We start from the raw sequence: 15,687 nt of genomic DNA, 5'->3' as shown, positions 1-15,687 counted from the left end.
GATGAATACAAAAACAGGAAGAATTTTTATTCATTTGTTTTTAATTGTTTTCGGTTTAATGTGGATCTATCCATTTATCTGGATGATATCCTCTTCACTAAAAACGAATTCATCCTTTTTGACTTCTGGGGTTAATCCGATTCCAGAAAAGTTAAACTGGGAGAACTATGCTAGGGCATGGGATGTGGCGAACTTTTCCACCTACTTTATTAACTCAGTTCTCATCACGCTAGGTACTGTCTTAATAGTCGTTACATTGAGTTGTTTAACTGGATATGCTCTTGGGCGTGTGGACTTTCCTGGAAGAAAAGCTGTTATCGTTTGTATAGGTGCTCTTATGTTTATACCAACTGGATATACGATAATTCCTCTATATGAACTAATGAAATACTTGGGGTTATCCAATACGCTTTACGGTGTTATCTTAGCTGAGTCAAGTGGAGCACATGTGCTTTTTATTCTCTTGTTTGCTGCATTCTTCTCACGAATACCAAAAGAAATAGAGGAATCAGCATCTATAGATGGAAGTGGATTTCTAAGAACTTTCTATAAGATTATACTTCCATCTGCCAAACCTGTTATTGCTACTGCAGTAATCATGCAATTTATATGGACGTGGAGTTCTTTTTTAATCCCACTCGTATTGACGTTGAATAATCCGGAATTAAGGACGTTGGCGGTTGGAATGCTTTCATTTGTTGGAAAATACCAGACTGACTGGACTGGTATGGCAGCAGGTGCGACGATATCATTGCTACCGGTAGTAATTGTTTTTATTTTAATGCAACGTTATTTTATCGAAGGGATATCTGGTTCTGTTAAATAGAAATTAGATTTCTGAGACGAGTTAGTATTCTATCTTATACAATAAATAGCAGGAGAAGATGTAAATGAACTTTGATCTTAAACATATTCCATTTAGCCGTTTTGGTTCATACCTTAGTATTTCGTATTTAACAGGTGATCAAAATATTACCGAAGGAATATACCTACGTAATATTAGGGGTGGGGATGAAGGCAATGGGGCTTTATTTAAATTAGATGTCATTCAAAATGGAAAGACGGTACCATTCAAAACAATTGCGGATGCTACCTGTCTCCGTTTTCAGGCAGAAGAAGGCTATGTTAGTTTTGCTTATCCTGAATCTGATTATGTACGCGTTTATGGGGAGAATGCCGGTTTAAGAATGTCGCTTGTAACTGAAGCATATGACAATGCTTTTTTTCATAAAGAGAAAAGTTGGCAAGTGAATGTTTTCTCTAAGAAAATAAGATTTATGTTAACGCCGTTAACAGGAGAATTAGTATTAGATGCACCCTGGGAAGTAAATGGCTGCTCTCAGGTAGTTGCAGATTTTATACCGGATGATAAAACATGTCGAATGGACGGTGTAATAGAGGAGTTTATGACTAGCTATACTCCAAGAGAATATGATGTTACTTTTGATGCGGCTATAGAAAAGGTGAAAAAGGAGTACGAATATTGGCTTGCAAATACCTTGACAGTTCCCAGTGTATACGAGTCCGGGAAACAGCTTGCGTCATATATAACGTGGTCCTGTGTTGTGAAAAAAGAAGGTTACCTAACAAGACAGGCCATGTACATGTCGAAGAATTGGATGACCAATATTTGGAGCTGGGATCATTGTTTTAATGCAATGGCTTTAGTCCAGGAAAATCCGGAACTTGCATGGGATCAATTTATGATTTTCTTTGATGTTCAAGACCCAAGCGGGCTTATTCCAGACTTTATGAATAATGAGTTTGCCTATTGGAATTGTAGTAAACCTCCAATTCATGGCTGGGCATTGTCCTGGATGTTAAAACATACCGATAAGTTTTCAACGGACAAATTAAAAGAAATATACCTTCCTCTTTCTAGATGGACAACATGGTATATCAAGCATCGGGATAGTGATAATAATAGCATTCCTGAATACCATCATGGAAATGACAGTGGCTGGGATAATAGTACTGTTTTTCATGAAGGAATCCCAGTAGAGAGTCCAGACCTATGCGCCTTTTTAATCCTACAAATGGAAACACTATCTGAACTTGCTTCCTTGTTAGAATTAGAAGAAGAGAAAAGAAAATGGGAGCAATTAGCTGATAAATTACTAGATGACATGATAAGTTATTTTTGGGTAGGAGATCGCTTTATAGCTAAACACTTGGGGGAAGAGGTCACTTCTGGGGATAGTTTATTATTATTTATGCCAATCATTCTCGGAAAACGGTTGCCAGATCACATTCGTTCAGCGCTTATTGCAGGACTTAAAGATAAAGATAGATTCCTGACGAAACATGGACTTGCAACGGAAAGTGTTAGCAGTCCGTATTATTTAGATGATGGGTACTGGAGGGGTCCTATATGGGCACCGTCGACTATGTTAATTATTGATGGTCTTAAATCCTCGGGCGAAAAGAAATTTGCTCAAGAGCTTGCGCATAAGTATTGTGAAATGGCTACGAATAATGGAATGGCGGAAAACTTTAATGCCTTAACAGGGGAAGGTTTGAGAGATCGGGCTTTTACATGGACGTCGAGCGTATTTCTAATCCTGGGAAATGAATATATAGAAATTAATGAATAGAATACACCTTATTACTAGGTGTATTCTAATGTAGAAATACTTTTGCTTTACACAGCTTAGGAGATGACATTGCGTGAATAGTATTTTTCAAAAGAAATGGGTTGTAGTTTTTATTGCTATATTTTGTTCCATATTATGGGGCAGTGCTTTTCCGGTATTAAAAGTAAGTTATGAAGAATTACAGATGGCGCCGGATGATGACATTGCTAAAATTGTATTTGCAGGCATGCGTTTTCTACTGGCAGGGCTGATTCTGTTGGTTGGTCTGTTTATTACGAATCGTAAATGGTTAGTTGTTACACGCAGACAGCTGATGTTCCTAACCTTGCTTGGTTTGCTGCAAACAGCCTTGCAATATTACTTTTTTTATAATGGTCTTGGAAAGGTGTCAGGTATGCAAGGTGCGATCCTTGTATCAAGTGGCACATTTTTCACCGTGCTGCTGGCCCATTTCTTCTATAGTAATGATCGAATGAATTGGAAAAAAACAATTGGTCTGATTGCAGGCTTTGCTGGGGTGGTTGTCGCAAACTGGGGGCAGGAATTCCAGTTGAGCTTTCAATTAACCGGTGAGGGATACATGATTTTGTCTGCACTTACAGGTGCTGTAGCTACAATCCTGGCTAAAGAACTGGCGGTAGGCATTCACCCCTTCGCCATAACGGGCTGGCAGCTAACGATCGGTGCATCGGCCCTTTTGATAATTGGAGTTCCGCAATTGAGTGAAAATGCGATGACATTTACACCACTTGGCTGGGGACTGTTTATTTATTCTATATTCCTTTCAGCGGCAGCATTCGGCCTTTGGTATTCGCTTTTAAAATTTAATAAAGCAGGCGAAATAAGTATGTTTAAATTTATCACGCCTGTTTCTGGAGCTATTTTGTCAGCGATGTTTATTCCTGGAGAGCAATTGGATCTGTTTATTATTGGAGCTTTGATGCTGGTGGCGATTGGAATAATTGCTGTTAATTATAAAGGAAGACGTGTAATACAGAAAGGTCAATAGATTTCATATAGGAGAGGAGAAGTATTATGCGAGATTATAAAGTGTGGGAGGATATCACAAAAACTGATATAAACCGGATGAAGCCCAGAGCTTTTTTTCGGTCTTTTCCAACGAAGCAAGGTGCACTTGCAGGGGACGCGGGATACGGTCATCATTTTAAGAGTCTGAACGGGATGTGGGACTTCTTATTTCTGCCAGCACCGGAGTACTCACCTGTTGGTTTTGAAAAGGTCGGTTTTGATAATCGTGAGTGGGATACTATTCAGGTCCCAAGCAATTGGCAAATGGAAGGGTATGGAAAGATGCATTACTCGGATTTATGGTACAACTTTCCGATTCGTCCACCCTACGTGCCTTCCGATAACCCGACCGGTATTTATAAACGAAGCTTCACTATTGATGAGGGATGGTTTGACGAAGATATTATTCTTCGTTTTCATGGGGTTGATTCGGCTTTTCACATTTGGGTCAACGGAGTAGAAGCAGGATACAGTAAAGGTGCTCGCATCACATCTGAATTCGATATTACTTCGTGGTTACAATCCGGAAAAAATGAAATTACCGTCCGAGTCTATCAATGGTCAGATGGTACTTATTTAGAGGATCAGGACATGTGGTGGTTAAGTGGGATTTTCAGGGATGTGGAATTATATACACAACCAAAATTCGGAATGGATGACTTTAAAGTGGAAACCGTTTTAAAAGATAATTTTTCGACTGGTCAATTAAAGATTACAGGGAATATCCGTGGCAAAAATGCGGGACTCACCTTAGCTTATGAGTTGCTTGATGATAAACAACAAACGGTTATTTTAGGCGAACAGCAGCTTGAAGAAAGCTTTTCCATATGTGAAACGATTAACGATCCTCAACTATGGAGTGCAGAAGATCCAAATTTATATACATTATTATTAACTGTTCAATCAGATGAGCAATTAATTGAAGTCATCCCACAGCAGGTCGGTTTTCGCCAAGTGGAATTAAAAGGGAAGACTTTCACAGTAAATGGGATTGCCATCAAATTAAAAGGAGTTAATCGTCATGATTATCATCCTGTTACAGGCAGGGTTGTTTCTAAAGAGGATATTGTAAAAGATATTCGTCTCATGAAGCAGCACAATATAAATGCAATCCGTACAGCACATTACCCGAATTCGCCATTTTTGTACGAGCTTTGCGATCAGTATGGAATGTATGTGATTGATGAAGCGGATGTAGAGTGCCACGGTTTTGAACTGACGAATAATTATAACTGGATTGCTGATGATCCCAAATGGGAGAAAATGCATACTGACCGCTTGATCAGAATGGTTCAAAGAGATAAAAACCATCCATCTATCATAATGTGGTCATTAGGAAATGAGTCTGGTTTTGGACATAATTTCAGGGAAATGGCAAAAGTCTGCAGGGAAATCGATCCGACTCGGCTTGTTCATTATGAAGGTGATTCCAAGGCAGAGGTTGCAGATGTGTACTCCACCATGTATACATGGCTCGAGAGTGATGATAAAGAAAGAAAAACGCTGAAAACTATTGCGGAAACAACAGAGAAACCTCATGTTCATTGCGAGTATGGGCATGCAATGGGGAATGGTCCTGGTGGTTTAAAGGAGTATCAGGAACTGGTTTACCAGTATGAACAGCTGCAGGGTGGGTTTATCTGGGAATGGTTTGATCATGGTATACAATCAACGGATGAAAATGGAAACGTTTATTACCGCTATGGTGGTGACTTTGGTGATGAACCGACGAACGGAAATTTCTGTATTGATGGGCTATTAATGCCTGATCGCACCCCTTCACCTGCTTTATTGGAATACAAAAAAATAATAGAGCCAGTCCATACAACATCTATTGATCTGGCTAATGGCAGGTTACAAATTGAGAATAAATATGATTTTATTTCCTTAGACCATCTTACCTTGCATTATTCGATAGAAAAAGATGGAGGGGTTATACAGACCGGAACTGTGCCATTAACCAACATTCCTGCAAGAGCAATGAAGGAAATAGAATTGGATTATGACTTAACAAACCTTAAAGAACTGGGAACAGATTATTATTTGAGCCTCTCTTATGTCACCAATCGTGATTTCAAGTGGAGTAAACATGGACAGGAACTGGCTACTGCTCAATTTAAGCTGCCAATTAAAACAGAACCACTTACCTTCCTGCCAACAGGTGACTTAACGGTAACAGAAACACCTTATTCTTTAACCGTTGCGGGGGAAGAAGTAGAGGTATGTTTTGATAAAGTAAATGGCCAAATGACTTCATGGAAGAAAAATGGTGTGGAGATTGTTGAAAATGGCCCCAAATTGCAGTTCTGGAGAGCACCGATTGATAATGATATGTACCTTTTAAAAGACTATAAAGAAAAGTACTTTATGCATCTATGGCATGAGATGGTTGAGAGCGTGGATTACAAGCAGGATAAAGATATGGTTCAACTTACCGTTAAAACAATAAACGGTACAACGAATTCTGCCTGGTATTATGAGTGTTTGTATCAATACAGCATTTATCCTAACGGCGATATTTTGTTCAACGTTTCTGGTACACCAGGCGGAATGATTCAAAATGCACCAGCAATGATTCCGAGAATTGGTGTGGAGTTGAAGATAAATAAAGAATGTGACGATGTCCGCTGGTATGGAAGAGGTCCTGGTGAGTCGTACAGTGATTCCAAAGAGGCTAATTTGATGGGTGTATATGAGCGAAGCGTAGATGGGTTATTTACAAATTATGTTCATCCGCAGGAAAATGGAAATAGGACGGATACACATTGGGCAAGGCTGATAAATAGACAAGGTACGGGGCTGATGGCAGTTGGAAACAAGGCGACCTTTGATTTCAGTGCAAGCCATTACGAAGTGTCTGACCTGGAGAAGGCAAAACATACGATTGATTTGGTGAAGCGGGATTATATAACTCTTCATTTAGATTATCAGCAAAATGGGTTAGGTTCTAATTCATGTGGCCAGGATCAACTGGATAAATATCGATGTAAATTTGAAGCCTTTTCACTAGAATTAAAACTCTCCGTATATTCAACAAAAGAGATCAGTGATGTTACAAAGGCAAAAGAGCAAATTATTCAAGCTCATCAATAACTTCAGTAGTCTAATTTAGACTATCTATGCTTACTGTAGATTGCTTCATGGTATAATGAAGGTTAAGTTACTACTGTTCGGAGGAACTGTGATGCAAAAAGGAACATTTAAGCTGATGAAATCAGTGAATAAATCAATTATCTTAAATAAAATAAGAACATCCGAGCCGACTTCCCGTGCACAAATTGCCAAGGACACAAAGCTGACGCCACCGACTGTAAGCAGTATTGTCAAAGAGCTGATTGAGCAGGGAATTGTAATGGAAAGCGACAGTGGGCAATCAATGGGAGGCAGAAAACCAACCATGCTTCACATTAATAAGACTGCTTTTCATATCGTTGGTGTTGATGCTGGACCTGATCGGATAGAGTATATTCTCTCCGATCTTTCCGGGGTGGTTAGGGGCCGGGGTTCGATTAAACTGGACATGCCAATAACAAATGAACGGTTTCTTTCTCTATTAAAAAAGGGCATCCATGAAGTGGTGGAGGATGCGCCTGTAAAGGAAGAAGAGATTATGGGCATAGGAGTTGCTATGCATGGGGTTGTGGATGTCGAATCAGGGATCTCCCTGGTTGCACCAAACCTGGGACTTACGAATATTCCAATAAAGGAAGAACTTGAAAAAGAATTTCAGGTCCTGATTAAAGTGGAAAATGATGCACGTGCAATGGCTTCTGGTGAAGCTTGGTTTGGCGGTCACGGAGAGTCAGACAGTATGGTTGCAGTAAACCTCGGTCGCGGGGTTGGTGCTGGTATTGTCGTGGATGGGAAACTGTTTCACGGTGCACAGGATATTGCTGGAGAAATTGGACATATGACCATTGATATTCACGGGGAAATTTGTGAATGCGGCAACCGCGGTTGCCTGCAAACCTTTGCCACAGGATCAGCAATTGCCGATCGTGCTCGGAAAAAGATTGATGAGCTAGAACGATTGGGTACATTCAAACTGACTGGAGAAAGTGTTTTTGAACTGGCAAAAGCCGGTAATAAAACATATATAGACATCTTGGAAGAAACAGGCGTTTTCATTGGAATTGGTCTAACTAATTTAATTCACCTAGTCAATCCACGAAAAATTGTACTTGGCGGTGGAGTGATGAAAAGTGCTCAATTTATATTGCCTGCTATTCATGAAACCATCGAACAGCGTGCGCTCACCCCAGACGCTAAGCAGACGCAGGTAGTTGTAACTGAATTAGGCAATGATGCAACATTGTTAGGCGCTGTTTCATTGCTGTTGACGGAATTGTTTCAGCCTATTTAGTGTTGCCGAGCGGAAGCTTTGGACCGGGACAACACGTTCGAAGCGAGCGGCAGCACGGTTCTATATATAACATTGAAAAGCCCTGAATTTGCGGTGAATTCAGGGCTTTTTCATTGCCCAAAACGTGTGAACGCTGAATAAAGTGCTGTAATCGCTGGACCAACTGCTCCGAGCGCTGAACAACATGATCAGATCAATCGCCGACAGCCCTGGATCGATCGGCAACTAGCTCTGGCCGATCAGCAACAGCACCGGACCGATCGCCAACAGCACCGGATCGATCGGCAATACGCTCTAACCGATCGCCAACAGCACCTGACCGATCGGCAACACGCTCTGACCGATCAACAACAGCACCTGACCGATCAACAACAGCCCCGAACCGATCGGCAGCACGCTCTAACCGATCGCCAACAGCACCTGACCGATCGGCAGTATGCTCTGACCGATCGCCAACAGCACCGGATCGATCGCCAACAGCACCTGATCGATCAGCAGCACGCTCTGACCGATCAGCAACAGCACCGGACCGATCGACAACAGCCCCGGATCGATCAGCGGCATCACCGAACCGATCAGCAATGCGCTCGAACCGATCGACAACAAGCTCTGGCCGATCAGCAACAGCACCGAACCGATCGACAACAAGCTCAGACCGATCAGCAACAGCCCCGGACCGATCAACAACAGTCCCGAATCGATCGACAACAGCCCCGAATCGATCGTCAGCACGCTCAGAGCGATCAACAACAGCCCCGGACCGATCAACATCAGCTCAGAGCGATCAGCAGCACAACTTAGCATATCAATTCGAGTTAAAATTCAGCATCTACTTCATTTCGAGGTAGATTTTTTAATTTATATAAATTTTTAAAAAACTTGTAGACATGTAAAAGTCGCTATGTTATTATATTAAATAATTAGTAAAAGTTTTATTAATTGTTTTACTAAAACAAATAGGTAAGCGCTAACATGAAGAAACAAACTATGAGGTGACTGTATTGGGATTTTCAATAGGTGTAGACATTGGTGGCACAAAGATTGCTGCGGTTATTACGGATCAAAGTGGTAACGTTCATTACCGAAACCAGGTAGAAAGTGTTGGTGATGATAAGGAAGAAATGTTCAATCAAGTTGTATTATGTGTCGAGGAGCTGTTGGAAGCTTCAAATATTTCCATCGACAATATAGACGGAATGGGAGTTGGGGTCCCTGGGAAAGTAGATCGAGACAAAGGGATCGCGGTATTTCAAAATAATTTACCGTGGCGAAACTTTCCGTTAGTTGAGAGATTGGCTGAACATTTTCCAATTGAAAATATTGAGATTGATAATGATGTATACATGGCGGCTTTCGCAGAATGGCAGTTATCTGAAGTTAATGAAAAGGATACTTTTGTCTATGTGACGGTCAGTACGGGAATATCCTGCTCAATTATACATAATGGTGATTTTCTTCGGGGAGATGGTTTTGCAGGAGAAATTGGGTTATTTCCAGTAATCAGCAGAACTTCTAAAGAAGGGGTAAACAACTTAGAAAAAGCTGCGTCTGGTCCAGCGATACAGCAACTGGCCAGAGAGCAATTAAGTAATTCCAGATTAACTACGCAGGATTTCTTTTTATTATATGAAAAAAAAGAAAAGCAGGCGGAACAATTAATGAAGGAGATTGCAGAGTCCATTGCACACGGTGTGTATTCCATAATTTGTTTATTAGATCCACATAAAATTGTCTTTGGTGGGGGCGTTGTAAATAACAACCCGCATTTACTGGAGTTAGTAAAAGAATCAGTAAAAGACTATGTAATACCTGAACAGCAAGAAGCAGTGACTCGTATGCAAGTTAGTCAGTTAAAAGAAGATTCTGGAGTAGTAGGGGCAGGTTTAAAAGGTATGAAAAATTTACATGACCTGTCATAGAGAATTAAGGAGGTGTTAACAGAATCTTCTTGTCGAAATAGATACTAAAAAATAGCTAGGAGTGGAAACCAATGAAAAAATACCTTTTATTTATAAGTTTGATAGTAATGGTCATGTTAGCAGCTTGTTCTTCTGATGAAGAAGGTGCTTCAGGAGATGAAGAAACAACAATTAAATATGCTTATTGGGATAAAAATCAAGAAGATATGTTAAAAGACTTGGTGGAGGAGTTTAATAAAGATAATCCAACTATCGAGATCACATTAGAATTAACACCGTATGATCAGTATTTTACCAAACTGGATGCAGCAGCAAGTGGTGGAGGGTTACCGGATGTTTTTTGGATGAATGGACCGAACTTTGTAAAATACGCTTCTAATGACATGCTGGAATCAATTGACGAAAGTATATCTGAAGACGACTTGGATACTTCACCTTATCCAGATGGTCTACTAGGTCTTTATCAATATGAAGATAAAACGTATGCATTACCTAAAGACTATGACACTATCGGGCTTTGGTATAATAAAGAGCTTTTTGATGAAGCTGGACTTGATTACCCTGATGAATCCTGGGATTGGGAGGACCTTGTTTCTGCAGCAGAGTCTCTAACAAATCCTGAAGATGAAACGTATGGAATTGCGGCATTCATTCAAGATTCACAAGCAACATATTTCAATACGATTCTAGCAGCTGACGGATATATTATTTCTAAGGATAAAACTCAATCAGGGTTTGATGACCCGAATACCATCGAAGGCATACAAAAATATCATGATTTAATTCATAAACATGAAGTTTCACCAACACATGTCCAAATGGAAACTACAAACGCTACAAGTATGTTTGAATCAGGAAAGGTTGCTATGATGTTCCAAGCATCCTATATGATTCCGCAATTTAAAGCTAATGAGTATACAAACGAAAATGTAGATGTTGCAGTATTACCGACTATTAAAAAACGTTCTAATGTAATACATGGTTTAGGAAATGTAATAGCTTCAAATTCAGAAAACAAGGATGGGGCATGGGAATTTGTTAAGTTTCTAAGCTCTGAGAAAGCTGCAACAATACAGGCTGAAGCGGGAATAATTCCTGCCTACGAAGGTACACAGCAATCATGGGTAGAGGCTACTCCGAACTTTAATTTACAAGCATTTTTGGATATGGCAGAAGTATCGGAACCCTATCCTGTTTCTAAAGACACGTCAAAATGGGCAACAATTATCCAGGATAATCTGGCTAAGGCCTGGGCAGGTCAATTAACAGTAGAAGAGGCAAGTGAGATTATTAATAAAGAAATGGAAGAAATTTTAGCGAGTGAGTAATATGCATAGCTCAGTATAATAGAGGTGAATCGAGTTGGAAAGCAGAAAAAAGCCACATAAAGCAAAGGAAAAACTAAATAATGATACATTCTGGGGCTATTTATTCATTGCACCTACCTTATTGGGCTTGCTCATATTTTATATTTTCCCTTTATTTCAAACATTTTTCTATAGCTTTACGAATTGGGGGGACTTTGGAAATTATTCTTGGTCAGGATTAGAAAATTATAAAGCTATGTTGGATAATCCAAAAATATGGCAGTCATTTAGGAATACACTGATTTATGCATTTGTTATGGTTCCACTTAGTATTGCGGTTTCTATATTAGTTGCAGTGTTACTGAATCAGAAAATCAAAGGGTTAACTGTATATAGAACCCTTTATTTCCTCCCTGTTGTTACTATGCCAGCAGCAATAGGAATGATTTGGAAATGGTTATATAATTCCGATTATGGAATCATTAATCAAGTGCTGGCCTGGTTTTCTGTTAATGGGCCAGACTGGTTAACTGATCCAAATTGGGTTCTTATATCTATTATTGTAGTAGGAACCTGGAGCGTTATTGGTACGAATATGATCATACTATTATCAGGTTTACAAGGGATTCCGAAATCATTGTATGAAGCGGCTTCAATGGACGGGGCTGGTGTTACCTATTCGTTCTTTAGAATAACGTTGCCATTACTATCGCCTACCGTATTTTTTGTGGCAGTAATTTCTTTCATATCTGCCTTCCAAGTGTTTGACTTTATATTTATGATGGTTAGTCCAACGAATCCTGCTATAGATAATGCACAGTCAGTAATCTACTTATTTTACCATTATGCCTTTGTAATTGGAGATAAAGGTCTAGCGGCTGCAATTTCATTTGTTTTGTTTGCAATAATATTGGTACTGACGATTATTCAATTCAGGTTACAAAAACGATGGGTTCACTATGATTAAGAAAGGGGGATACTATGGATCGTATTAATAGACCAAGAAAATATTTGATACATCTACTATTAATTTTAGGTGCAGTTATAATGGTAGGACCATTTTTATGGATGATATTAACATCATTGAAAACAGTAGGAGAAGCTGCTCAAGTTCCCCCTAAAATATTCCCATCTATTCTACAATGGAGTAATTATGTTGAGGTATTTGAGTCATTTCCGTTTGCTGGTTTCTATTGGAATACTTTCATAACAACGGTAGCCAAAACGGTGGGACAGCTGTTCTTATGTTCCTTAGCTGCCTATGCATTTGCACGTATAAAATTCCCAGGAAGAAACTTTTTCTTTGTATTATATTTATCAGTATTAATGATTCCACCGCAAGCCTTTTTGATACCGCAATATCAGATTATTGCTAATTTAGGGTTGCTTAATACGTTAACTGCTCTAGTTCTACCTGGCCTATTCAGTGCATTTGGAACATTTTTATTAAGGCAGTTTTTCATGACATTGCCTGATGAATTGGAAGAGGCTGCCAAAATAGATGGATGTAATCATTTTCAAATCTATTGGAAAATAATGCTCCCTCTCGCAAAACCAGGTCTGGTAGCCTTGGCGATCTTTACAATTATTTGGTCCTGGAATGATTTTTTATGGCCTTTAATTGTTAATAGTTCACCAGATAAGATGCCATTATCGGCAGGTCTGGCTTCATTACAGGGACAGTATAGTACTAACTACCCTATTCTTATGGCTGGAACGTTTCTGGCTTCATGGCCATTGATTCTAATATTTATGTTCTTCCAGAAGTCCTTTGTTGAGGGAATCGCTATGAGTGGTAAGAAAGGATAACATAATACAGGTCCCGGATTTTTCTGGGAAGAAAATTAAGGGCATAGTTATGTATCAAATGCCCTTAATTTTATTGTTATTTTACAATGAATTGGGTTAAATAAAGTGATATATTACTTTTCAGAGAGGAGAATTATTACCTTGAAAAAAATAAAGGCAGTATTGATTGGTGCGGGGGATAGGGGTGCAAAGGCCTATGCTCCCTATGCTGTTTCATATCCACATGAATTGGAATTTGTTGCGGTAGCAGAACCGAATACAGAAAAAAGAAACAACTTCGCGACTGAACATTCAATCTCAGAAAATAATTGCTTTACTTCCTGGGAGGAACTGCTGGATTGTAACATTGATGCTGATGTAGCTCTCGTATGTACGTTGGACAGGGAACATTATGAGCCAACTGTGAGAGCAATTAAACGAGGCTATCATGTTTTATTGGAAAAACCGATGTCGCCGGATCCCGAGGAATGTATATCTATGGTGAAAGCTGCAGAAGAGCATGGTAAACTATTAACTATTTGTCATGTACTGAGGTATACACCATTCTGGCAAACTATTAAAAAGATAATTGAAAAAGGAACAATAGGGGATGTTGTTTCTATACAGCTGAATGAGAATGTAGAAGTTATGCACATGTCTCACAGCTTTGTCCGTGGAAATTGGAATAATAGTGATAAATCAAGTCCAATGATTCTACAGAAATCCTGCCATGATATGGATATATTAATGTACTTAATGGATCAGAAATGCATGTATGTAAGTTCGTTCGGTTCCCTCATGCACTTTAAGAAGGAAAATGCCCCTGAAGGTGCCCCTTTACGTTGTCTGGATGGATGTCCTGCAGAAAATGAATGTCCTTTTCATGCAGGTAGATATTATCTGGGAGAGGGCAGAGGCTGGGCAAGGAAGTTTACAACGGATGATACAAGAGAAGGCATAATTGATGCATTGAATACGACACCATATGGGAAATGTGTTTACCAATCGGATAATAATGTCGTTGATCATCAAGTGGTCAACCTGGAGTTCGAAACTGGCGCTACAGCAACTTTCAGTATGTGTGGTTTTACAAGAGAACAGACCCGTATTGTGCAAATTATGGGTACTAAGGGTGAGATTAGAGGGAAGATGGACGAGAATACAATATCTGTCTTTGATTTTCTAAGTCAAAACGAAACTGTTACACATTTAAATAAACCACTAAGCGGCCATGGCGGTGGTGATGAAGGCATTGTCCGGGATTTTCTGAATGAGGTTAGAAACTATAATGGCGGTCAAAGCAGGTCTTCAGCAGCAGTATCACTGGAAAGCCATTTGCTGGCGTTTGCTGCGGAAGCATCCAGGCTGGATAATGGGAAAGTTATCGATATCAGCAAGCATTATCAATTACGGTAAGGCAAGGATAGCACCTCTAACTTTTTAATTAAAAATCAGAAGTTTTCTTGAATAAAGAAGGCAGTAGTAATCCTGTCTTCTTTATTTTCCCTTAATTAGGATCATCATCAGAAAAATGGTAAAATAGAAATAGAAGAGTTTATATATTCAGGTAGTGTATAGAGGGGATGATTTAGTGGCCACTATTAAAGATATAGCACTAAAAGCAGGTGTCTCTCCTGCGACTGTATCTCGTGTGTTAAATTACGATGTAACCTTATCTGTTGCTGATAAAACAAAAAAGAAAATTTTTGAAGCAGCGGAAGAGTTGTCTTACCGAAAAAGGTCTACGAATAAATATGTTGGTCAGAGATTTGCTATTGTCCACTGGTATACAGAAAAAGAAGAATTGAGTGACTTATATTATCTTTCTATACGGCTTGGCATTGAGCAGCGCTGCAAGGAATTAGATATGAATGCTGAAATTTACTTCTTTGATAACATACATGAAATACCTGCTGAGGAGATAGAGGGGATTATTGCTGTGGGGAAATTCAGTAATTCCCAGGTAGAGGCTTTAACGAAAATCAATTCAAAGGTGGTTTTTGTGGATTATAGCCCGGATGGGGATAAATTTGACTCCGTCGTTATTGACTTTGAAAGAGCTACCCATAAAATAATTGATTATTTTATCGATACAGCTCATAAGGAAATCGGGTTTATTGGTGGCAGAGAGATTTTAAAAGGTGAAAAAGAACCACTTGTTGATCTTCGTGAAAAAACATTTCAATCGTACATGGAAGAAAAAGGGCTATTTGATAACCGATTCGTTTATATTGGCTCCTTTTCCGTTGATGAAGGCTATAATTTAATGAAACAGGCAATTGAGGAGCTTGGTGACGAGCTGCCAACTGCTTTCTTTATGAGCAGTGATGTCATGGCGATTGGAAGCCTGCGAGCACTTCATGAAGCAAAGGTTGCTGTTCCGGAACGCGTAAGCATCATCGGAATAAATGATATGTCTGTTTCCAAATATGTCTATCCTTCACTTAGCACGATTAAAGTATATACGGAGATCATGGGAGAGACAGCTGTAGATACACTTGTAGAACGACTGGAAGGCAGAAAGATTGCCAAGAGAGTGGTTATTGCGACGAAACTTGTTATACGAAAGAGTGTCAGATCATAATGGATCGGGCGCTTTTTTTATGCTATAAATTTAGTTGTACAAAACAGGCGGAGGTATGCAATGAAAAATTGTACACAGCACAAGTGATCTTACTGAGGAACTT

The 15,687-nt window shown here is 39.5% G+C and carries 12 protein-coding genes; 11 read left to right on the top strand and 1 reads right to left on the bottom strand.

The window, feature by feature from the left end:
* Position 1 precedes the first annotated feature (1 nt).
* From QGM71_RS08025 to QGM71_RS08005, 5 genes are all read left to right on the top strand, one after another.
* Positions 2–826 carry a carbohydrate ABC transporter permease gene (locus QGM71_RS08025; protein ID WP_327607000.1) on the top strand — a complete coding sequence of 275 codons (825 nt, stop codon included), beginning with the start codon at positions 2–4 and terminating at the stop codon, positions 824–826.
* A gap of 64 nt (positions 827–890) precedes the next feature.
* The gene (locus QGM71_RS08020; RefSeq protein WP_327606999.1) at positions 891–2,594 is read left to right on the top strand and encodes an amylo-alpha-1,6-glucosidase; all 1,704 of its coding nucleotides are present in this window, start codon (positions 891–893) and stop codon (positions 2,592–2,594) included.
* Between the two features lie 73 nt (positions 2,595–2,667).
* Complete coding sequence (locus tag QGM71_RS08015) at positions 2,668–3,603, top strand: DMT family transporter (protein WP_327606998.1); 936 nt, start codon at positions 2,668–2,670, stop codon at positions 3,601–3,603.
* Between the two features lie 26 nt (positions 3,604–3,629).
* A complete protein-coding gene (gene ebgA / locus QGM71_RS08010) occupies positions 3,630–6,716 on the top strand; it encodes a beta-galactosidase subunit alpha (RefSeq protein WP_327606997.1) in 3,087 nt (1,028 codons plus the stop codon).
* 91 nt (positions 6,717–6,807) lie between these two features.
* Positions 6,808–7,986, top strand: a complete 1,179-nt coding sequence (locus QGM71_RS08005; RefSeq protein ID WP_327606996.1) for an ROK family transcriptional regulator — start codon at positions 6,808–6,810, stop codon at positions 7,984–7,986.
* Between the two features lie 399 nt (positions 7,987–8,385).
* Here QGM71_RS08005 and QGM71_RS08000 read toward each other — a convergent pair whose 3' ends face one another.
* Positions 8,386–8,754, bottom strand: a complete 369-nt coding sequence (locus QGM71_RS08000; RefSeq protein WP_327606995.1) for a hypothetical protein — start codon at positions 8,752–8,754, stop codon at positions 8,386–8,388.
* Positions 8,755–8,987: 233 nt separating this feature from the next.
* Between QGM71_RS08000 and QGM71_RS07995 the strand changes: the two genes are divergently transcribed.
* The 6 genes from QGM71_RS07995 (at position 8,988) to QGM71_RS07970 (ending at position 15,584) form a co-directional block, all read left to right on the top strand.
* Positions 8,988–9,905, top strand: coding sequence for an ROK family protein (locus tag QGM71_RS07995; protein ID WP_327606994.1), 918 nt, complete (start codon positions 8,988–8,990; stop codon positions 9,903–9,905).
* 71 nt (positions 9,906–9,976) lie between these two features.
* Positions 9,977–11,233 (top strand): ABC transporter substrate-binding protein, encoded by a 1,257-nt coding sequence (locus QGM71_RS07990; RefSeq protein ID WP_327606993.1) that lies wholly within the window; start codon positions 9,977–9,979, stop codon positions 11,231–11,233.
* Between the two features lie 34 nt (positions 11,234–11,267).
* Positions 11,268–12,179, top strand: a complete 912-nt coding sequence (locus tag QGM71_RS07985; protein WP_327606992.1) for a carbohydrate ABC transporter permease — start codon at positions 11,268–11,270, stop codon at positions 12,177–12,179.
* Between the two features lie 14 nt (positions 12,180–12,193).
* A complete protein-coding gene (locus QGM71_RS07980; RefSeq protein ID WP_327606991.1) occupies positions 12,194–13,021 on the top strand; it encodes a carbohydrate ABC transporter permease in 828 nt (275 codons plus the stop codon).
* 141 nt (positions 13,022–13,162) lie between these two features.
* Positions 13,163–14,416 (top strand): Gfo/Idh/MocA family protein, encoded by a 1,254-nt coding sequence (locus tag QGM71_RS07975; RefSeq protein ID WP_327606990.1) that lies wholly within the window; start codon positions 13,163–13,165, stop codon positions 14,414–14,416.
* Between the two features lie 175 nt (positions 14,417–14,591).
* Complete coding sequence (locus tag QGM71_RS07970; RefSeq protein WP_327606989.1) at positions 14,592–15,584, top strand: LacI family DNA-binding transcriptional regulator; 993 nt, start codon at positions 14,592–14,594, stop codon at positions 15,582–15,584.
* Positions 15,585–15,687: the final 103 nt, after the last annotated feature.

The organism is Virgibacillus tibetensis (assembly GCF_036026595.1).
Classification (GTDB): Bacteria; Bacillota; Bacilli; order Bacillales; family Amphibacillaceae; genus Virgibacillus_P; species Virgibacillus_P tibetensis.
The sequence above is the reverse complement of the archived record's forward strand: the minus strand, read 5'-3'. Positions and strand labels throughout refer to the sequence as shown.